The sequence below is a fragment of the Variovorax sp. H27-G14 genome (assembly GCF_046156345.1).
GTDB lineage: Bacteria > Pseudomonadota > Gammaproteobacteria > Burkholderiales > Burkholderiaceae_C > Variovorax.
In genome coordinates, this window is record NZ_JAYLVN010000038.1 from 1 (window position 1) to 17,178 (window position 17,178).

Sequence of the window (17,178 nt, forward strand, 5' to 3'; positions counted from 1 at the left end):
GGTGGAGCGAACGGCGCTGCAACAGCTGATCGAAGCGCGCCGGCCCTTCCTCGACTTTGTCTTCAGCCGAACCGCCCCGGACGGTGCGCGCCAGCACTTTCGGGTCAGCGGCGAGCCGATGTTCAGCGCGGCCAGCCGCTTCATGGGCTACCGGGGAATCGGCGTGGAGTTCGCGCTGAAGCCCCCCGCCGCCGGCAAGGTCAACTGACGATGTCTTCCCTCCACTATCCGAGCCAGAACCACCTGCTGGGCCTGCTGACAAAGGCGGCGTTCGAGCCCTTTGCCTCGGCCCTGGAGCTGGTTCAGCTCAAGCTCGGCGATGTGCTCTACGAGCCCGGCGGCCAGCTGCAGCATGTGTACTTTCCCACCACGGCCATCGTGTCACTGCACTACGTCACGCAGGCCGGTGATTCGACCGAAACCGCGGGCGTCGGCAACGAAGGGCTGGTCGGCATCTCGCTTTTCATGGGGGGGGACACCACACCGAGCTCGGCACTCGTTCAGACGGCCGGGCATGCCTACCGCTTGGAGCGCCGCCTGATGAAGCAGCAGTTCGATCGCGACAGCACGGTGCAAGCGCTGTTCCTGCGCTACACGCAGGCGCTGATTGCCCAGACCGCGCAAACGGCCGTGTGCAACCGGCACCACTCGCTGCACCAGCAACTGTGCCGCTGGCTCCTGCTGACGGTCGACCGCATCCCCTCGGGCGAACTGGTCATGACGCAGGAACTGATCGCCAGCATGCTGGGCGTGCGCCGTGAAGGCGTGACGGAAGCTGCCGGTAACCTGCAACGATCGGGCTTCATACGCTATCGCCGCGGCCACATCGAGGTGCTGGACCGGCGGGGGCTGGAGAGGCAGGCCTGCGAATGCTATGGCGTCGTGCACAGCGAATTGGTTCGCTTGTTGCCACGCGACGTTGCGCTCGCATAGCGCGGCGACACACTACAACCAGGGCCGGGGCCGCTCAGGTCGTCACCACAAGATCGGCGTGAACCGCACTCACGCCCGGCGCGGCCCAGGCGGCGGCAATCGCCTGGTCGCGCTCTGACCACGACGAGACGCTGCCGCTGAGGCTGACCTCGCTGCCCTTGGTGGTCACCGTAATGCGGCGGGCGTCCAAGTCCGCATGGCGGCGGAACGCGTTCTCGATCTCGGTCGTGACGTCGGTCCAGGTGGCCGACGGCTTGATGACGATGGCATTGGTGAGCGACACCACCCCCATGAGGTAGCGCACACACTCAGCCGCCGCATGCTTCTGAAACGCCCAGTCGACGGTGCCTTCCAGCGTGACCCAGCCGTTCTTCACGATCACCTTGATCTTCTCCTCGGGCACTTCGAAGTGCCACTTCAAGGCGTTGACAGCCGCGCCGGCAATGTCCAGGTCGCTGCGCCCCTGGGTCCCCATGGGCTCCACCACGATGTCGTTGGCCAAGCCCTTGACGCCGTAGACGCCTTTGGTGGACTCCTCGGCGGCCGACTTCTCCGCGTAGTGGCTCACTTGGCCGGTGAGCGCGACGATGCCGTCCTTGGCCGAAACGCCGATGTGCGCCGCATCGACCCGAGGCCACCACTTGAGTTGGGCAAGCACGTTGTTCTGCAGTTGCAAGTCTGTGATCATGGTTGTTGCTTCTTGGGGGATTGGGGATTGGGGATTGGGGATTGGGGATTGGGGATTGGGGATTGGGGATTGGGGAACAGGCAAGCCTGGCCCTTCAATCCGGCTTCATGGGTGTGGCCATTGCCGCATGGGTCGAGAAATAGCGCCTTGCCAGGGCAACAAGCTCGTTCGGAGTGGGATGGTCCAGCGTCTGCCACTCGACGATCTGCTTTGCCACGTTGGGGCGGTGCTTTACGACGTAGTGGCGAAAGTCGGCTTGCACGGTGTGCGAACCCGCAACGAGCACCTGCGCGATGCCGGCCAGCGCGTCGCAAACATCGCTGAAAAACTCATGTTCGCTGCGCACCTTGCCGCCGTGCAGGCGTGTGTAATTGACGTGCGACTTGACCTGCTTTTCCAGCACCTGCGTGGCGTCGAACTGCAGAATCTGGGCGCTGTGATGGTCGGCCCAGACAACGGCGTGGAATAGCGACATGGGAACACCCTCGGGAAGACAATGCGGGTGGCATCGCTGGATTGAAGAAGAACTGTTGACCTGCACGGTGCGCCCAACGGCCACGAGCGTCCGTGCGCTGCCCCACCAAGAAGACATCGTGCGTTGGCAAACAGACGGCAGCCGGAGCGCAGGCCACACTTGCGCCATGCCAGACCTGAACTCCGATGCCCTGCTCCTGCCCAAGCCCGCTGAGACACAAGCACCGGCACCTGCGGCAGTTGTCTACACCTGCCCGATGCACCCGGAGGTCCGGCGGGACGGCCCTGGCAGCTGCCCAAGATGTGGCATGACGCTGGAGCCGCTGATGCCGCAAACCGGCGGCAGCGAGGCCGATCCGGCGCTGGCGACGCTGCAGCGCCACTTCTGGTGGACCGTGCCGCTGACCCTGGCCGTTGCCACGCTGGCCATGTTCGGACACCGGTTCGGCTGGATGGCGATGGCGTCTCAAAGCTGGCTTGAGCTTGCGCTCACCGCGCCGGTCGTGTGGTGGGCCGGCCGGGCATTCCTGGTCAAGGGCGTGCAGTCGGTGGTGCATCGCAGCCCGAACATGTGGACCCTCATCAGCCTGGGATCCGGCGCGGCGTTCCTGTACAGCGTTGCCGCCACAGTCGCACCCGAAGCGTTTCCGGCTTCGTTCGTCTCGATGGGGCGCGTGTCGGTCTACTTCGAGGCAGCGGCGGTGATCATTTCCTTGACGCTTCTAGGGCAGATCCTGGAGCTGAAGGCAAGGTCCCGTACCTCCGCCGCAATCCGGTCTCTGCTCAGCTTGGCGCCGACGACGGCGCGACGCATCAACGCGGACCGCAGCGAGCAAGACGTGTCGCTGACCGACGTCCATGTCGGCGACATGCTGAGGGTGCGCCCAGGAGAAAAGGTGCCGGTGGATGGCGTTGTTCTGGAGGGGAACAGCCCTGTCGACGAATCGACGCTGACCGGCGAACCGCTCCCCGTCGGTAAACGCGCCGGCGCCCCTCTCATCGGGGCAACGCTCAACACCACCGGCGCGCTGATCATGCGGGCGGAGCGCGTCGGTGAGCAGACCATGCTTTCGCGGATCGTGCAGCTGGTCGCCATGGCGCAACGTTCAAAGGCACCCATGCAGCGCATGGCCGATCAGGTGGCGCGTTGGTTCGTGATGGCGGTCGTGGCGGCCTCGGCACTGACCTTCGTGAGCTGGGGGGTCTTTGGTCCCTCACCGAGCTGGGTGTACGGCCTTGTCAATGCGGTGGCGGTGCTGATCATCGCCTGCCCCTGTGCGTTGGGGTTGGCCACACCGATGTCGATCATGGTGGCCACCGGCAAGGCTGCCGGACAGGGCATCCTGTTCCGGGATGCTGCTGCAATCGAGCGGTTCCGCGAAGTCGACGTGCTCATCGTCGACAAGACGGGCACGCTGACTGCAGGAAAGCCGGTGTTCGACCGCGCAATACCCGCGCAAGGATTCGATGCCGACGAAGTCCTGCGGCTGGCCGCCAGCCTCGATCAAGGCAGCGAGCATCCGCTGGCCCGGGCCATCTTCGATGCCGCGCGTGCGCGCGATCTGGCGCTGGAAACGGTCGCAGACTTCGAATCGGCTACCGGCACGGGAGTGACTGGCCGGCTGGGTACGCGGACCGTGGCGCTCGGCAACACCGCGGCGATGCAACAAGCAGGCGTGAGCGTCGAGGCTTTGCTTACGCAGGCCGAGGCGCTGCGTACCGAGGGCGCAAGCGTGGTCTACCTCGCAATCGACGGCCGACTGGCAGGGTTCCTGGCCGTCGCCGATCCGGTCAAGCCCAGCACACTCGAGGCGCTCAGCGCATTGAAGGCCGCAGGCGTGCGCGTGATCATGGCCACAGGCGACGGCTTGACCACCGCGAACGCGGTGGCGTCCCGCCTGGGCATCGAAGAGGTGCATGGCGAAGTCACTCCCGCCGACAAGCTGGCGCTGGTGCAACGCCTGCAGAAAGAGGGGCAAGTGGTCGCGATGGCGGGTGATGGCATCAACGATGCGCCCGCGCTGGCCCAGGCGGACGTCGGCGTGGCCATGGGCACCGGCACCGATGTGGCGATGAACAGCGCCCCGGTGACACTGCTCAAGGGCGACCTGCGCGGGATCGTGAAAGCCCGGCGTTTATCGCAGGCCACCATCGCCAACATGAAACAGAATCTTGGCTTCGCCTTCGTCTACAACGTCCTCGGCGTGCCGCTGGCGGCGGGCATCCTGTACCCGTTCACCGGATGGCTGTTGTCGCCCATGATCGCGGCGCTGGCAATGAGCCTAAGCTCGTTGTCCGTGATCGGCAATGCCCTCAGGCTATGGAGTAAGCCGCCGTAATAAGGGCGAGCGGAATCGCGCTATGTGCGCCAGCGAACAGAGGGAAAGCGGGAATATCGATATGTTGGTTTTTCAGCTAGGTCTTCCTGGCTTTTTGCGCTGGCCAAACGCCTTCTTCACCCCCCGGAGCAAAACGTTGCCCTCCTCAGTCACGCCAAAAAAGAATCACCTGCTCGCGTCGCTTCCCGATGCCGAATGGCAGCGGTGGTTGCCCCAGCTCGAAGAGGCGGACCTGCCGCTGGGAAAGGTTCTCTACGAACCTGGAACGACGATGAGCCACGTCTACTTTCCGACGACGGCCATCGTCTCGCTGCTGTATGTGATGGAGAACGGTGCCTCCGCGGAAATTGCCGTGGTCGGTAACGAGGGGGTCGTCGGCATCTCGCTTTTTATGGGCGGCGGCTCGACCCCGAGTCGGGCAGTGGTGCAAAGTGCCGGTCGCGGTTACCGGCTTGCCTCGGCAGCGATCAAGGACGAGTTCAACCGCGCGCCCGTGCTGCACCTGCTGCTGCGCTACACGCAGGCACTCATCACCCAGATGGCGCAAACCGCCGTGTGCAACAGGCACCATTCGCTTGACCAGCAGCTGTGCCGCTGGCTGCTGCTGAGCCTGGACCGCCTGCAGGGCGACGAGCTCGTGATGACGCAGGAGCTCATCTCGAACATGCTCGGCGTCAGGCGCGAAGGAGTGACCGAAGGCGCGCTCAAGCTGCAAAAGGCCGGGCTGATCCGTTATGCGCGGGGACGTATTTCGGTGCTCGACCGTGCCGGACTTGAACAGCGCTCTTGCGAATGCTACGACGTAGTCAAGAAGGAGTACGACCGGCTGCTTCCGGGCGGGATCTCAAAGTAGATTGCCCTGTGAGCCACCCCTTGTTTCCTGATCGTTGATTCGAATGACATGGCTCCCTGGCTCGGACTGATTCTGTGCCTGGCGACGGTTACTGCCGCCGGCCTATGGGCTTATGGCGCCCATCGATGGGCGGGCGCCGTGAAGGCGCTGCACCGAAGCCTCGGAGCAGGCCGTATCTATGCTCCCCGGAACGGGCAGGCACCGCCGACGTGCTACGACCCGCGCGAACTCGAAGGCCTGCCCGAGCCGGTGCAGCGCTATTTCCGCGCCGTGCTCAGTGACGGCCAGCCCATCATCGATGCCGTCACGATCGAAATGGCTGGCACTTTCAATTTGTCGCACACCGGCGAGCAGTGGAAGCCTTTCACGTCCATACAGCGCGTCGTCAACCGTCGCCCAGGCTTCCTCTGGGACGCCGAAATATCGATGCTGCCTGGGTTGACGGTGCGCGTCGTCGACAGCTACATCGCCGGCGTGGGCCTGCTGCACGCAGCGGTCCAGGGCCTGTTCACGATGGCGAATGTGCGTGGAGACGGCGAGATCGCCCGCAGTGAATTCATGCGTTGGTTCGCGGAAGCGGCCTGGTACCCGACCGCCCTGCTGCCCAGCCAGGGCGTGCGGTGGGAGGCGGTAGACGCCCATTGCGCGAATGCCACGATGGTGGATGGCCCACTAAGCCTGACCTTGCTGTTCAGGTTCAACGACAGGGGTCTGATCGGCTCGTTCCGCGCTGAGGCGCGGGGCAGCATGGTGGGCAACGTCATGGTCACGGCGCCCTGGGAAGGCAACTGGTCGAACTATCAGACATGCGACGGCATGCGGGTGCCCTTCACGGGCGAGGTGGCATGGATACGGCCTGAAGGGCGCAATCCGTACTTTGTCGGTACGGTCACTTCGCTGAAGTACGAGTTCTCGCAGTGACACGCCGGCTTGCCGGCATCACTCGCTGACGCCATTTCCGGACCCCGCGCAGGCACCACTTGCGCAACTACTTCACCAGCGTCGCCGGCTGCTTCGCGGTGGCACGTACACGCTGGGCCAGGGAGCCGACAAGAAGATCAAGCATCGCGCCACGCCCCTTCGATCCCAGCACGATCATGTCGAACTTGCCCTTGTTCGCGAGCGCGACGATCGCCCCAGTCACGCTGCTGGTGAGAATCACGATGTCGTGCCGAATGCCGGCGGCGTCCAGCGCTTTCTTGGCGGGCCGAAGCTCCTTATCGATGAGTTCGCGCAGGTAGTCCTGCACGGCCTCGTTGCCCACGAGCGCCTTGGCATGGCGCAGGCCCGTGTCGTCATGCGCACTGACCAACGTGACCTTGTTTTCATGCGATCCCATGAGCGCGATGAGCTTCGCTGCGTATTTGACGGCCCGCAAAGCCGGCGCTGAACCGTCGGTTTCCAGGAGAAACTTCATTCACTTTACCTTGGTGGAGTTCCAAATGAAGCGGTCATTTTGAAGATCACCCCGGTAGCCGGTCTGTGCGACGTCGAACAGACCCGTGGGCGTCATACGCGCACATTCGTTCCAAGAGGACGCCTGCCATTGCAGACGCTCGCACGCCTGACCGGAGCTCCGCACATGACACCCCACGCCGCCCATTCGCCCCCTGAAGACTTCACGCTGCTCGACGCCTGGTGGCGCGCCGCCAACTACCTGGCGGTGGGGCAGATCTACCTCATGGGCAACCCGCTGCTGCGCGAGCCGTTGCAGCTGGAGCACATCAAGCCGCGCCTGCTGGGCCACTGGGGCACCACGCCGGGCCTGAACTTCATCTACGCGCACATGAACCGCGCCATCAAGGCGCGCGACCTCGACGCGATCTTCATTGCCGGGCCGGGCCACGGCGGCCCGGGCGTGGTGGCCAGCACCTACCTGGAAGGCACCTACAGCGAGGTGTATCCGCACATCTCGCGTGACGCCCAAGGCCTGAAGCGCCTGTTCACGCAGTTCTCGTTTCCGGGTGGCATTCCCAGCCACGTGTCGCCGGAAACACCGGGCTCCATCCATGAAGGCGGCGAGCTCGGCTACTCGCTGCTGCACGCGCACGGCGCGGTGTTCGACAACCCCGCCCTGCTGGCCTGCTGCGTCATCGGCGACGGCGAGGCAGAGACCGGCGCGCTGGCGGCCAGCTGGCATTCGAACAAGTTCCTCAACCCCGCCAGCGACGGCGCGGTGCTGCCCATCCTGCACCTGAACGGCTACAAGATTGCCGGGCCGACGGTGCTGGCGCGCATCGGCGACGAGCAGCTCACGCAGCTGCTGCGCGGCTACGGCTACGAGCCGCGCTTCGTGTCGGGCGACGACCCCGCGCTGATGCACGGGCTGATGGCAGCAGCGCTCGATGCGTCGCTCGACGCCATCCACGCCATTCAGGTGGAGGCGCGCTCCGACGGCTTCAGCCGCCGCCACCGCTGGCCGATGCTGGTGCTGCGCTCGCCCAAGGGCTGGACCGGTCCTAAGACGGTGGACGGCGTGCCCATTGAAGGCACGCAGCGCGCGCACCAGGTGCCGCTGACCGGCTTTGCCGACCAGCCCGCGCACATCGCGCTGCTGCAGCAATGGATGCAGAGCTATCGGCCCGAAGAACTGTTCGACGCCGAAGGCACCTTGCGCGCCGACATCGCCGCGCTGGCGCCCCAGGGCACGCGCCGCATGAGCGCCAACCCGCATGCCAACGGCGGCCTGCTGCTGAAGAACCTGAAGCTGCCCGACTTTCGGGACTACGCCGTGGCGGTGCCCCAGCCCGGCGCTGTGGATGCCGAGGCCACGCGCGTCATGGGCGAGTTCTTGCGCGACGTGATGCGGCTCAACGCGTCGGACAGCAACTTTCGCCTGATGGGCCCCGACGAAACCGCCTCCAACCGGCTGGGCGCGGTGTTCGAGGTGAGCAACCGCACCTCGACCGCCGAGATACGGCCCGGCGACGACCATGTGGCGCCTGACGGCCGGGTGATGGAGGTGCTGAGCGAGCACCTGTGCCAGGGCTGGCTCGAAGGCTATCTGCTGACCGGGCGGCACGGCTTCTTCTCGTGCTACGAGGCCTTCATTCACATCGTCGACTCCATGTTCAACCAGCACGCCAAGTGGCTGAAGGTGACGCGCCACATTCCGTGGCGCCGGCCCATCGCCTCGCTGAACTACCTGCTGACCAGCCACGTCTGGCGGCAGGACCACAACGGCTTCAGCCACCAGGACCCGGGCTTCATCGACCACGTGGTCAACAAGAAGGCCGAGGTGGTGCGCGTGTACCTGCCGCCCGATGCCAACACGCTGCTGTCCGTGACCGACCACTGCCTGCGCAGCCGCAACTACGTGAACGTGATCGTGGCCGGCAAGCAGCCCGAGGCGCAGTGGCTGGACATGGCCGCGGCCGAGCGCCACTGCACCATGGGCCTGGGCATTTGGGAGTGGGCCAGCAACGACAACGGCGTGGCACCCGACGTGGTGATGGCCTGCGCGGGCGACGTGCCCACGCTGGAGACCATGGCCGCGGTCGACCTGCTGCGCACGCTGCTGCCCGAGCTGAAGGTGCGGGTGGTGAACGTGGTCGACCTGATGGCGCTGGAGTCGCCGTCGGCCCATCCGCACGGGCTGGACGACGCGGTGTTCGATTCGATCTTCAGCACCGGCGCGCCGGTGATCTTTGCCTTTCACGGCTATCCGGCGCTGATTCACCGGTTGACCTACAAGCGGCGCAACCACGCCAACTTTCATGTGCACGGCTACGAGGAAGAAGGCACGACCACCACGCCCTTCGACATGACGGTGCTCAACCGACTCGACCGTTTTCACCTGGCGGCCGATGCCATCGACCGCGTGCCGCGCATGCGCGACAGCGCCGGCCATGTGCAGCAGCACCTGCGCGACCGCTTGCTGGAGCACCGCGCCTACATCACGCGCCACGGCACCGACATGCCGGAGATCGAGAACTGGCGCTGGAAGCAGCACTGACAGCCTGAAGGCAGGCCGGCGCCGGCCTGCAAAGTGCCCATGCGCAGACTTCGCTATCTCACCAACCGCCACCGGGCGCCCTCGACGAACTTGGCGCTCGGCCTGCTGCTGGCCTTCAATGCCGGCGCCATCAATGCGGGCGGTTTCCTGGTGCTGCACATGTACACCTCGCACATGACCGGCTTCGCCTCGCAGCTGGCGGACGGCATGGTGCTGGGCAACACCACCTTACTGCTGAATGCGCTGGGCGCCATCCTGGCGTTCTTGAGCGGCGCCGCCGTCTGCGCCATGCTGGTCAACTGGGGCCGGCAGCACCGCTTGCAGGGCGTGTACGCCCTCCCCTTGCTGCTGGAGGCCATCCTCATGTTTCCGTTCGGCCTCATGGGCGCCATCACGATGACATGGGTAACGCCTTTTGCCGTGCCGCTCACCGTGCTGCTGCTTTCCTTCACCATGGGCCTGCAGAACGCGGTGGCCTCCAAGACCTCCGGGGGCAGCATCCGCACAACCCACATGACGGGCAACATCACCGACGTGGGTATAGAGCTGGGCAAAATGCTCTACTGGCGCCGGCGGGCGGGCACAGCCCCGGCGCCGGTTCGCCATGACCGCGGGCGGCTGCGCAGGTCGGGCGGGCTAGTGTGCATGTTCGTACTGGGCGGGGCGGCGGGCGCGCTGGGTTTCAAGTACGTCGGCTTCGTCTGCGTCGTGCCTTTCGCGGCGCTGCTTCTGACGCTGTCGATTCCGCCGCTCCTGCGCGACGTGCCGCGCTTCAAGTTGCGTGCACAGCGGCTGCCATGGCGCCGCTATGCCGTTGCCGATGCGCAGGCCCCGCGAAGCCCGGACTGACACGCCCACCGGCCAGTCGGCTGCGGCGCCTCGCCCAACTGCGTGGTTCGGTCTGTGCGCCAGCGCATCGACGCACGCATCGCTCCACGCATACCGTGCAGGCAATGAAACACCCGCCATCGACCCTCCTGCCTTCGGGCCAACGAGCAGCCTCCTCAGCGCAACGCTGTCGAGGCGCCACGCGCGCGCGCCACCTCAGGTGGCTGTGCGCGGTGATGCTCATGTGGACCGCTGCGTTCGACCCCGCGAGTAGCGCACCAGCGACCACTGTCTCTGCCGCCGGGGTGGAGTCGATCGGGCCGCCCGATTCGACGGAACTGGCAGGCGGGGCGGCTATGGCTGCGGAATTTGAACGCGACGTCTCGCCGCGCCTGCGCGTTCCACAGGACGAGATCGTCGCCTACGCAGTGCGCCTGCAGGCCGCGCTGCTGGCTGCCACTACACCAACGAACACGGCAGCGAACACAGCGCCGGGACTGGCACTGCAAGCGCAACAGGTCATGGTGCTGATAGACCGAAACCCGCACGTGCAGGCCGCGCTGCTGTACCTCGGGTCGCCGGCAAGCGGCTGGCAATTCGTCGGGGCCACGCCGGTGTCCACTGGGTTGCCCGGCCGGTATGAGCACTTCACGACCCCGCTGGGCGTGTTCGACCACGCGATGGCCAACCCCGACTTTCGCGCCGAGGGCACCAAGAACAAGCTGGGTTTCAGGGGCTACGGCGCCAAGGGCATGCGGATCTACGACTTCGGCTGGATCAATGCTCCGCGCGGCTGGGGCAAGGGCGCCATGGGCGTGATGCGGCTGCAGATGCACGCCACCGATCCGGCGTTGGCGGAACCGAAGCTGGGCACCGCGCAGTCCGAGGGATGCGTGCGCATACCGTCGTCGCTGAACGACTTCATCGACCGCAACGGTCTGCTCGATGCCGACTACGAGAAGTCGGCCGCCGAGGGCGCGCATCTGTGGGTAATGCGGCGCGACCGCACACTGACCGCCTGGCCGGGCCGCTACATGGTGGTGGTCGACTCGGGCCGCACCGAGCGGCCCGAATGGTCGCCACTGCCGGCAAAACACTGAGCAGCGTTCGCACCTTGCAAACCGTCGCCGTCATCCTGTTCCTGTTGCTCGCCGTGGTGCTGAGCGACTTTCTTGCGCGGCTGCTGCCGTTCAGTGTCCCGCGCCCGGTGATACAGATTGCGCTGGGCTCGGTGATGGGCCTGTCGAGCCAGCTGGTCGTGTCGCTCGATCCGCAGGTCTTTTTTCTGCTGTTTCTGCCGCCTCTGCTGTTTCTGGATGGGTGGCGCATTCCGCCAGAAGAACTGTTCAAGGACAAGGGCACCGTGGTGCAGCTTGCGCTGGGCCTGGTCGTGTTCACGGTGCTGGGCATGGGCGTGTTGATTCACGCGTTGATTCCGGCCATGCCGCTGCCGGTGGCCTTTGCGCTGGCCGCCGTGCTGTCGCCGACCGACCCGATCGCGGTGTCGGGCGTTGTGCAGCGGGTGCCGATGCCGCGGCGGATGATGCACATCCTCGAAGGCGAATCGCTGCTCAACGATGCCTCCGGGCTGGTTTGCTTTCGCTTTGCGGTGGCGGCCATGGTGACCGGCAGCTTCTCGCTGCCCGCGGCCCTGCTCGACTTCGCCTGGGTCGCCACCGGCGGCATCGCGGTCGGCGCAGGGCTGACCGGCGTACTGACCTGGCTGAAGAACCTGGTTCCCAGGCGGCTGGGCGAAGACAGCGGCCTGCAGATTCTCATCAGCTTGCTGATTCCCTTCGGTTGCTATCTGCTGGCCGAGGAACTGCACTGCTCGGGCATTCTGGCCGCCGTGGCCGCAGGCCTGACGATGAGCTTCGTCGAAAGCTCGGGCAAGGCGCTGGCGGTCACGCGGATTCGGCGCAACACCTTCTGGGACGTGATTCAGTTCACCGCCAGCGGCATCATCTTCGTGCTCCTTGGCGAGCAGTTGCACGGCATCGTGGCGGGCGCCTCGACCACGGTGCGGCTCACCGGCCACACGCAGCCGGCATGGTTGGCGGTCTACGTGGTTGCGATCACGCTGGGGCTGGCGGCCTTGCGCTTTGCCTGGGTCATGGTCTCGCTGAGGCTGCGCCCGATCCACGCGCGTGCCGCGGCAGGCGTGCCGGCGGGCACGGCGGGAACAGTGGCCCGGCCAGGCTGGCGCCTCGTGGCGGTGATGTCGCTGGCCGGCGTGCGCGGGGCCGTCACGCTCGCCGGCGTACTGAGCCTGCCGCTGACGCTGCCCGGCGGGGCGCCATTCCCCGCGCGCGACCTGGCGATTCTGCTGTCCATGGGCGTGATCACGCTTTCGCTCGCCGCGGCGAGCATCGGTATGCCGCTGTTGCTCAAGGGGCTGCTCGTGCCGGCCGATCCGGCGCGCGAAGCCGAGGAGGCGGCTGCACGAACGGGGGCGGCACACGCAGCCATTGCCGAGATCGAGCGCCTGGAGCGGCGGCGCTCGGCCTCCGTGCCGGAAGTCGACGTCGTCGTGGCCGCCGCGGCCCGCGTGATGAACATCTACCGGGCCCGCATAGAAAGCAGGTCAGGCAACCAGGAGGCCATTGCACTGGCGCGGCGCGGCGAGGCCATCGAACGCGAGATGCGCCTGGCAGGGCTGCAGGCCGAGCGCGCCGCCATCTTTCGCGAACTGCGCGCACGCAGACTGGGCAGCGAAACAGCGCGCAAGCTCATCCGCGAGCTGGACTTGATCGAGGCCAGATATTCCAGCTAGTGGGGCTGGGCATGCCGCTACGGCAACACCACGGCACGAGCACAGCAGCACCCGGAAGCGTCCGGCGCGCAGCTCGGCCCGCCACCGCGCGGCTGAGCCCCATCGCAGGCAGGGGTCGATTGCGGCTTCAGTCCCAATAGGCGGCACGGCTGTAGGCGTCGTGCAGCCGCTGCTCGTAGTCGCGCAGCACGGGCATGTCTTCCTGGTACTGCGGGCTGTCCTTGACCTCCTGGCGCGTGAGCGCGACGGCCACCGAACCCGTGGCCCAGTCGATGCCGTCGATCCAGTGGGTGGGCACCAGAACCTTGCGCCCGCCTGGCCACCAGTTGCGGGTGTCGATCACCAGATAGCGAATGGCCCACGACGCATCGTCGAAGATGAAATCCTTGATGTGGCCGATGCTGCCGTCGCTTGCCTCCACGTTGTAGCCGCTCACCTTGGTGCTGCTGCGCAGGTGCACGTCCGCCGCTTGGCGGTCGCGCTCGCGCAGTGCTCTGGCGGCTTCGGTTTCCGCGGCGCTGGGCAGGTAGCTGGGCAGCATCGGGTAGCCCCCCATGCCCCACATGCCGCCGCCGTCCCAGTACTCGGGGTAGGCGTAATAGCCTAGGTAGTCGCGCTCGTGCTGGCGCGAGACCGGCTGGTGGGTGTCGATGTCGGGGCTCTTCTTCACCTGCTGGCGGGTGAGCGACACGTCGATGTTCTTTTCAGCGCCCAGCGGCTGCTTCACTGCGTAGGGAGAGATCAGCACCTTGCGGTCCTCGAGCCAGGACCCGGCATCTACCACCAGATAGCGGATCACCCAGGACCGGTCGTCGAAGAAGGCGGACTTCACATGCCCGATGAGGCCGTCCGTGGCGGTGACCGTGGCGCCGTGAAAGTGATGCAGCGTATTCAACATGATCGGTGTCCTTGAAAAAAATGAAGGTGGAGGCCTGCCGCGACCGCGCGCCGTAAGGGGCGTATGGGCCGTTCACTGCGCGCTGAAATCGAGCACCACCCTGGACGGCACATCGCCGCGCAGCAGCCGCTCGAACACGCTGTTGATGGCCGACAGGGGCTGCAGCTCTATGTCGGCCTTGACCTTGCCTTCTGCCGCGAAGCCCAGCGCCTCCGCCATGTCCTGCCGGTTGCCGACGAAGGAGCCGCGAATGGTGATGCAGCTGGCCACCACGTCGAACAGCGGGGTCGGAAACTCGCCCGGCGGCAGCCCGACCAGCACGCAGGTACCGCGCCTGCGCGTCATGCCCACGCCTTGCTTGAACGCCGCGAGCGAAGGCGCGGTGATGAGCACGCCATGGGCGCCGCCGTCGGTCGCCTGCCTGACGGCCGCCACCGGGTTGCTCCCCTTGGCATTGACGATTGCTTCGGCCCCGAGGCGCTTCGCATGCGCGAGCTTGCCGTCGTCGATGTCGACCGCGCACACACGCAGGCCCATCGCGCGGCCGTACTGCACCGCCAGGTGCCCCAGCCCGCCGATGCCGGACACGACGACCCACTGCCCGGGTCGCGCGCCCGTCTCCTTCAACCCCTTGTAGCTCGTGACGCCGGCGCAGATGAGCGGCGCAGCCTCGATGGCCGACAGGCCCGCGGGCACATGCGCCACGTAGTTGGGGTCGGCCACGATGTACTCGGCAAAACCGCCGTTCTTGGTGTAGCCGCCGAACTGCGCCTTGGCGCACACGGTTTCCCAGGCCGACAGGCAGTACTCGCAATGGCCGCAGGCCGAATACAGCCAGGGCACGCCCACGCGGTCGCCTTCCTTCACCGCGGTGACGCCGGCGCCCAGCGCCACCACGCGCCCGATGCCCTCGTGTCCCGGAATGAAAGGCAGCGAGGGCTTTTCCGGCCAGTCTCCGTGAGCGGCATGCAGGTCGGTGTGGCACACGCCGCAGGCCTCCGTCTGCACCAGGATCTGACCGGGCCCGGGGGTGGGAATGTCGAGCTCCTGAATAACCAGTGACTGGCCGAACTGCTCGACGACTGCGGCTTGCATCTTGCGTGACATGAAGTGGTTCTCCGGGGGATAAATGGGTTGCGCATTCACGGACGTGACTGCGCCTCAGCCAGGTGCGCCGAGCGTGACGGTGCGAACCAACTTCTTGTTCACGAACTGCTGAATGCCCATGTCGCCCAACTCGCGGCCGTAGCCCGAGTCCTTGATGCCGCCGAAGGGAAGCTCGGCATCGGACCAGTCGATGTTGTTGATGAACACCATGCCGGTCGCGATGCGGCTGGCCACGCGCTTGCCGCGCGCGACATCCTGGGTGAAGACCGAGCCGCCCAGGCCGAAGTCGGAGTCGTTGGCCAGTGAAATCGCTTCTTCCTCGTTCTTTACCCTAAAGAAAAGCGCCACCGGGCCGAAGAACTCCTCGCGGTAGGCCGGGTTGTCCGGCCTGATCTCGGTCAGGATCGTGGGCTGCATGAACGAGCCCGGCCGGTCCACACGCTGGCCGCCCATCACCAGTCTTGCGCCGTGGGCCACGGCGGCGTCGACCTGCTTCAGCAGCCCGAGCAGGGCCGACTCGGTCGACAGCGGACCCAGCGTGGTCTTTTCGTCCAACGGATCGCCGGCCTCCAGCGCGCTCAACGCGGCCTGGAACTTCTCGAGGAAGCGGTTGGCCAGTTTTTCGGCCACGATGAACCGCTTGGCGGCGCAGCAGGTCTGGCCGGTGTTGTACATGCGGCCCCACACCGCCCATTTGATGGTGTGCTCCAGGTCGGCGTCGTCCAGCACGATGAACGCGTCGCTGCCGCCCAGCTCCATCGACGAGACCTTGAGGTTCCGCCCGGCGCGGGCCGCCACGCTCCTGCCGGCCTCCACGCTGCCGGTCAGCGCCACGCCCTTGATGCGGGGGTCGTCAATCACGCGCTCGGCCTGCGCATGCGAGATCAGCAGGTTGGTGTAGAGGCCGACGGGGGCGCCAGCCTCGGTCCACAGCTTCTCGAACGCCATGGCGCACTGCGGAACGATGCCGGCATGCTTGACCATCAGCACGTTGCCCGCCATCAAGTGCGGCCCGGCAATGCGGGCAAGCTGGTAGTACGGAAAGTTCCAGGGTTCGACGCAGAAGATCACGCCGATGGGGCTGCTCTCCATGTGGGCCTCGCCATGCACCGGGTGCAGCTTTTGCGGTGCGAGAAAGCGCTCAGCATTCTTGGCGTAGTAGGCAAGGATGCGGGCACTGAACGCCACCTCGCCCTGGGCCTCGCTGGTGCGCTTGCCCATCTCCAGCGTCATGGTGCGCGCAAGTTCTTGCGCATGTTTTTTCATGAGCGCCCCCACCTTGGCCACGACCCCCGCGCGTTCCGCGTAGCTCTTGTGGCGCCATGTCTCGTAGCAGGTGGTGGCGACTGCAATGGCTTTTTCGAGCTGCCTATTGTTGAGCTCGTCGAAGATCTTCAGGGTCTGGCCGTCGAACGGGTTCACGCTTTGGTAGGACATGGTGTTTTCGGGTGGGTTGTGAGGGCCTGCAGAGCGGCTCACGCCGGGGCGGAAAGAGCCGCACCGGTTGAAGTCATCGTGCGCGCCGAAAAAAAAGGCGTCCGTTCGTTGCCGCACCCAGGCACTGCGTGGTGATGGGAGACTGCGCATGGGGAATGTGTATGTCAGCGAACAGACGGCCTACCACGGTCAAGGAAATGCTCGCCGTTCAATGGGAAAACGCAGCTACCCCGACCAGCCCCGGGTTTACATCGACATGGACGGCGTGATGGCCGACTTCGGTGCCGAATGCGTGAGGCGCGCCACCACGCCTAACGCATTGAAGCGCTGCCCCGGCGCCTACCGGGCACTGCGCCCCCTTGCTGGTGCGACTGACGCCGTTGCCGAACTTCAGGCCCTGGGCATCGAGGTTTTTGTGCTCACGAAAATTCCCGCTTCGAACCCGTGTGCCGCCACCGAAAAGCTGCTGTGGATACGCGATCACTTTCCGAGCCTCGACGACCGGGTGATCATCACGCCCGACAAAGGCTGCGTCGGCGAGGCGCGCGACGTGCTGATCGACGATCACCCGGAGTGGGCCAATGCGGATCGCTTTCGCGGCACCACCGTCTGCTTCACGGGCGACTGGACGGCGGCAATGCGTGACGTGTTGGCCGCACTCGCACGGACTAAAAACGACGTAAGTTTGTACGTTGTCGTACCGACTTGTCGCCGCTGAGGATCTCAGAATGTCGTTCACTGATCATCGGCGTACACCGTACCCGCGCGGTTGAAAGAAAAAACCACCATGCGACAAGACAAACTCACCACCAAATTTCAGGAAGCACTGGGCGACGCCCAGTCGCTCGCGCTGGGCAACGACAACGCCTACATCGAACCGGCCCACCTGCTGG

Annotated in this window: 15 protein-coding genes and 1 pseudogene; 10 read left to right on the forward strand and 6 right to left on the reverse strand. The window is 65.8% G+C overall.

Annotation, left to right across the window (positions count from 1 at the left end; translation table 11 throughout):
- Positions 1–208 (forward strand): annotated as a pseudogene (locus tag VLK31_RS35530) (hypothetical protein); the annotation flags it as partial.
- Positions 209–210: 2 nt separating this feature from the next.
- Positions 211–933 carry a Crp/Fnr family transcriptional regulator gene (locus VLK31_RS35535; protein ID WP_409173199.1) on the forward strand — a complete coding sequence of 241 codons (723 nt, stop codon included), beginning with the start codon at positions 211–213 and terminating at the stop codon, positions 931–933.
- 34 nt (positions 934–967) lie between these two features.
- Here VLK31_RS35535 and VLK31_RS35540 read toward each other — a convergent pair whose 3' ends face one another.
- Both VLK31_RS35540 and VLK31_RS35545 read right to left on the reverse strand, forming a co-directional pair.
- Positions 968–1,621, reverse strand: a complete 654-nt coding sequence (locus VLK31_RS35540; RefSeq protein WP_409173200.1) for a BON domain-containing protein — start codon at positions 1,619–1,621, stop codon at positions 968–970.
- Positions 1,622–1,715: 94 nt separating this feature from the next.
- Positions 1,716–2,096, reverse strand: coding sequence for a hypothetical protein (locus VLK31_RS35545; protein ID WP_409173201.1), 381 nt, complete (start codon positions 2,094–2,096; stop codon positions 1,716–1,718).
- Between the two features lie 166 nt (positions 2,097–2,262).
- Between VLK31_RS35545 and VLK31_RS35550 the strand changes: the two genes are divergently transcribed.
- Genes VLK31_RS35550 through VLK31_RS35560 form a run of 3 tightly spaced genes read left to right on the forward strand, consistent with a single transcriptional unit; the run spans position 2,263 to position 6,208 of the window.
- A complete protein-coding gene (locus VLK31_RS35550) occupies positions 2,263–4,434 on the forward strand; it encodes a copper-transporting P-type ATPase (protein ID WP_409173202.1) in 2,172 nt (723 codons plus the stop codon).
- A gap of 22 nt (positions 4,435–4,456) precedes the next feature.
- Positions 4,457–5,287, forward strand: a complete 831-nt coding sequence (locus VLK31_RS35555; protein ID WP_409173203.1) for a Crp/Fnr family transcriptional regulator — start codon at positions 4,457–4,459, stop codon at positions 5,285–5,287.
- Positions 5,288–5,335: 48 nt separating this feature from the next.
- The gene (locus tag VLK31_RS35560) at positions 5,336–6,208 is read left to right on the forward strand and encodes a DUF6920 family protein (protein ID WP_409173204.1); all 873 of its coding nucleotides are present in this window, start codon (positions 5,336–5,338) and stop codon (positions 6,206–6,208) included.
- A 67-nt stretch (positions 6,209–6,275) separates the two neighbouring features.
- Here the strand turns inward: VLK31_RS35560 and VLK31_RS35565 are convergent, their stop codons facing one another.
- Positions 6,276–6,704 carry a universal stress protein gene (locus VLK31_RS35565; protein WP_409173205.1) on the reverse strand — a complete coding sequence of 143 codons (429 nt, stop codon included), beginning with the start codon at positions 6,702–6,704 and terminating at the stop codon, positions 6,276–6,278.
- Positions 6,705–6,869: 165 nt separating this feature from the next.
- Between VLK31_RS35565 and VLK31_RS35570 the strand changes: the two genes are divergently transcribed.
- The 4 genes from VLK31_RS35570 to VLK31_RS35585 all read left to right on the forward strand — a co-directional run bounded on the left by VLK31_RS35570 (position 6,870) and on the right by VLK31_RS35585 (position 12,843).
- A complete protein-coding gene (locus VLK31_RS35570; protein WP_409173206.1) occupies positions 6,870–9,242 on the forward strand; it encodes a phosphoketolase in 2,373 nt (790 codons plus the stop codon).
- Positions 9,243–9,281: 39 nt separating this feature from the next.
- Complete coding sequence (locus VLK31_RS35575; protein WP_409173207.1) at positions 9,282–10,091, forward strand: YoaK family protein; 810 nt, start codon at positions 9,282–9,284, stop codon at positions 10,089–10,091.
- A gap of 335 nt (positions 10,092–10,426) precedes the next feature.
- On the forward strand, positions 10,427–11,170 hold the full coding sequence (locus VLK31_RS35580) for a L,D-transpeptidase (protein ID WP_409173208.1): 744 nt from the start codon (positions 10,427–10,429) through the stop codon (positions 11,168–11,170).
- Between the two features lie 14 nt (positions 11,171–11,184).
- Positions 11,185–12,843: a Na+/H+ antiporter gene (locus VLK31_RS35585; RefSeq protein ID WP_409173209.1), complete on the forward strand. Its 1,659-nt coding sequence runs from the start codon at positions 11,185–11,187 to the stop codon at positions 12,841–12,843.
- A 127-nt stretch (positions 12,844–12,970) separates the two neighbouring features.
- Here the strand turns inward: VLK31_RS35585 and VLK31_RS35590 are convergent, their stop codons facing one another.
- The 3 genes from VLK31_RS35590 to VLK31_RS35600 all read right to left on the reverse strand — a co-directional run bounded on the left by VLK31_RS35590 (position 12,971) and on the right by VLK31_RS35600 (position 16,285).
- Positions 12,971–13,741, reverse strand: coding sequence for a PRC-barrel domain-containing protein (locus tag VLK31_RS35590; RefSeq protein ID WP_409172115.1), 771 nt, complete (start codon positions 13,739–13,741; stop codon positions 12,971–12,973).
- A gap of 72 nt (positions 13,742–13,813) precedes the next feature.
- Complete coding sequence (locus VLK31_RS35595; protein WP_409173210.1) at positions 13,814–14,848, reverse strand: zinc-dependent alcohol dehydrogenase; 1,035 nt, start codon at positions 14,846–14,848, stop codon at positions 13,814–13,816.
- A 54-nt stretch (positions 14,849–14,902) separates the two neighbouring features.
- A complete protein-coding gene (locus VLK31_RS35600) occupies positions 14,903–16,285 on the reverse strand; it encodes an NAD-dependent succinate-semialdehyde dehydrogenase (RefSeq protein ID WP_409173211.1) in 1,383 nt (460 codons plus the stop codon).
- A gap of 211 nt (positions 16,286–16,496) precedes the next feature.
- Here VLK31_RS35600 and VLK31_RS35605 point away from each other — a divergent pair, with 211 nt between their 5' ends.
- A complete protein-coding gene (locus VLK31_RS35605; protein WP_409173212.1) occupies positions 16,497–17,003 on the forward strand; it encodes a 5' nucleotidase, NT5C type in 507 nt (168 codons plus the stop codon).
- Positions 17,004–17,178 lie beyond the last annotated feature (175 nt).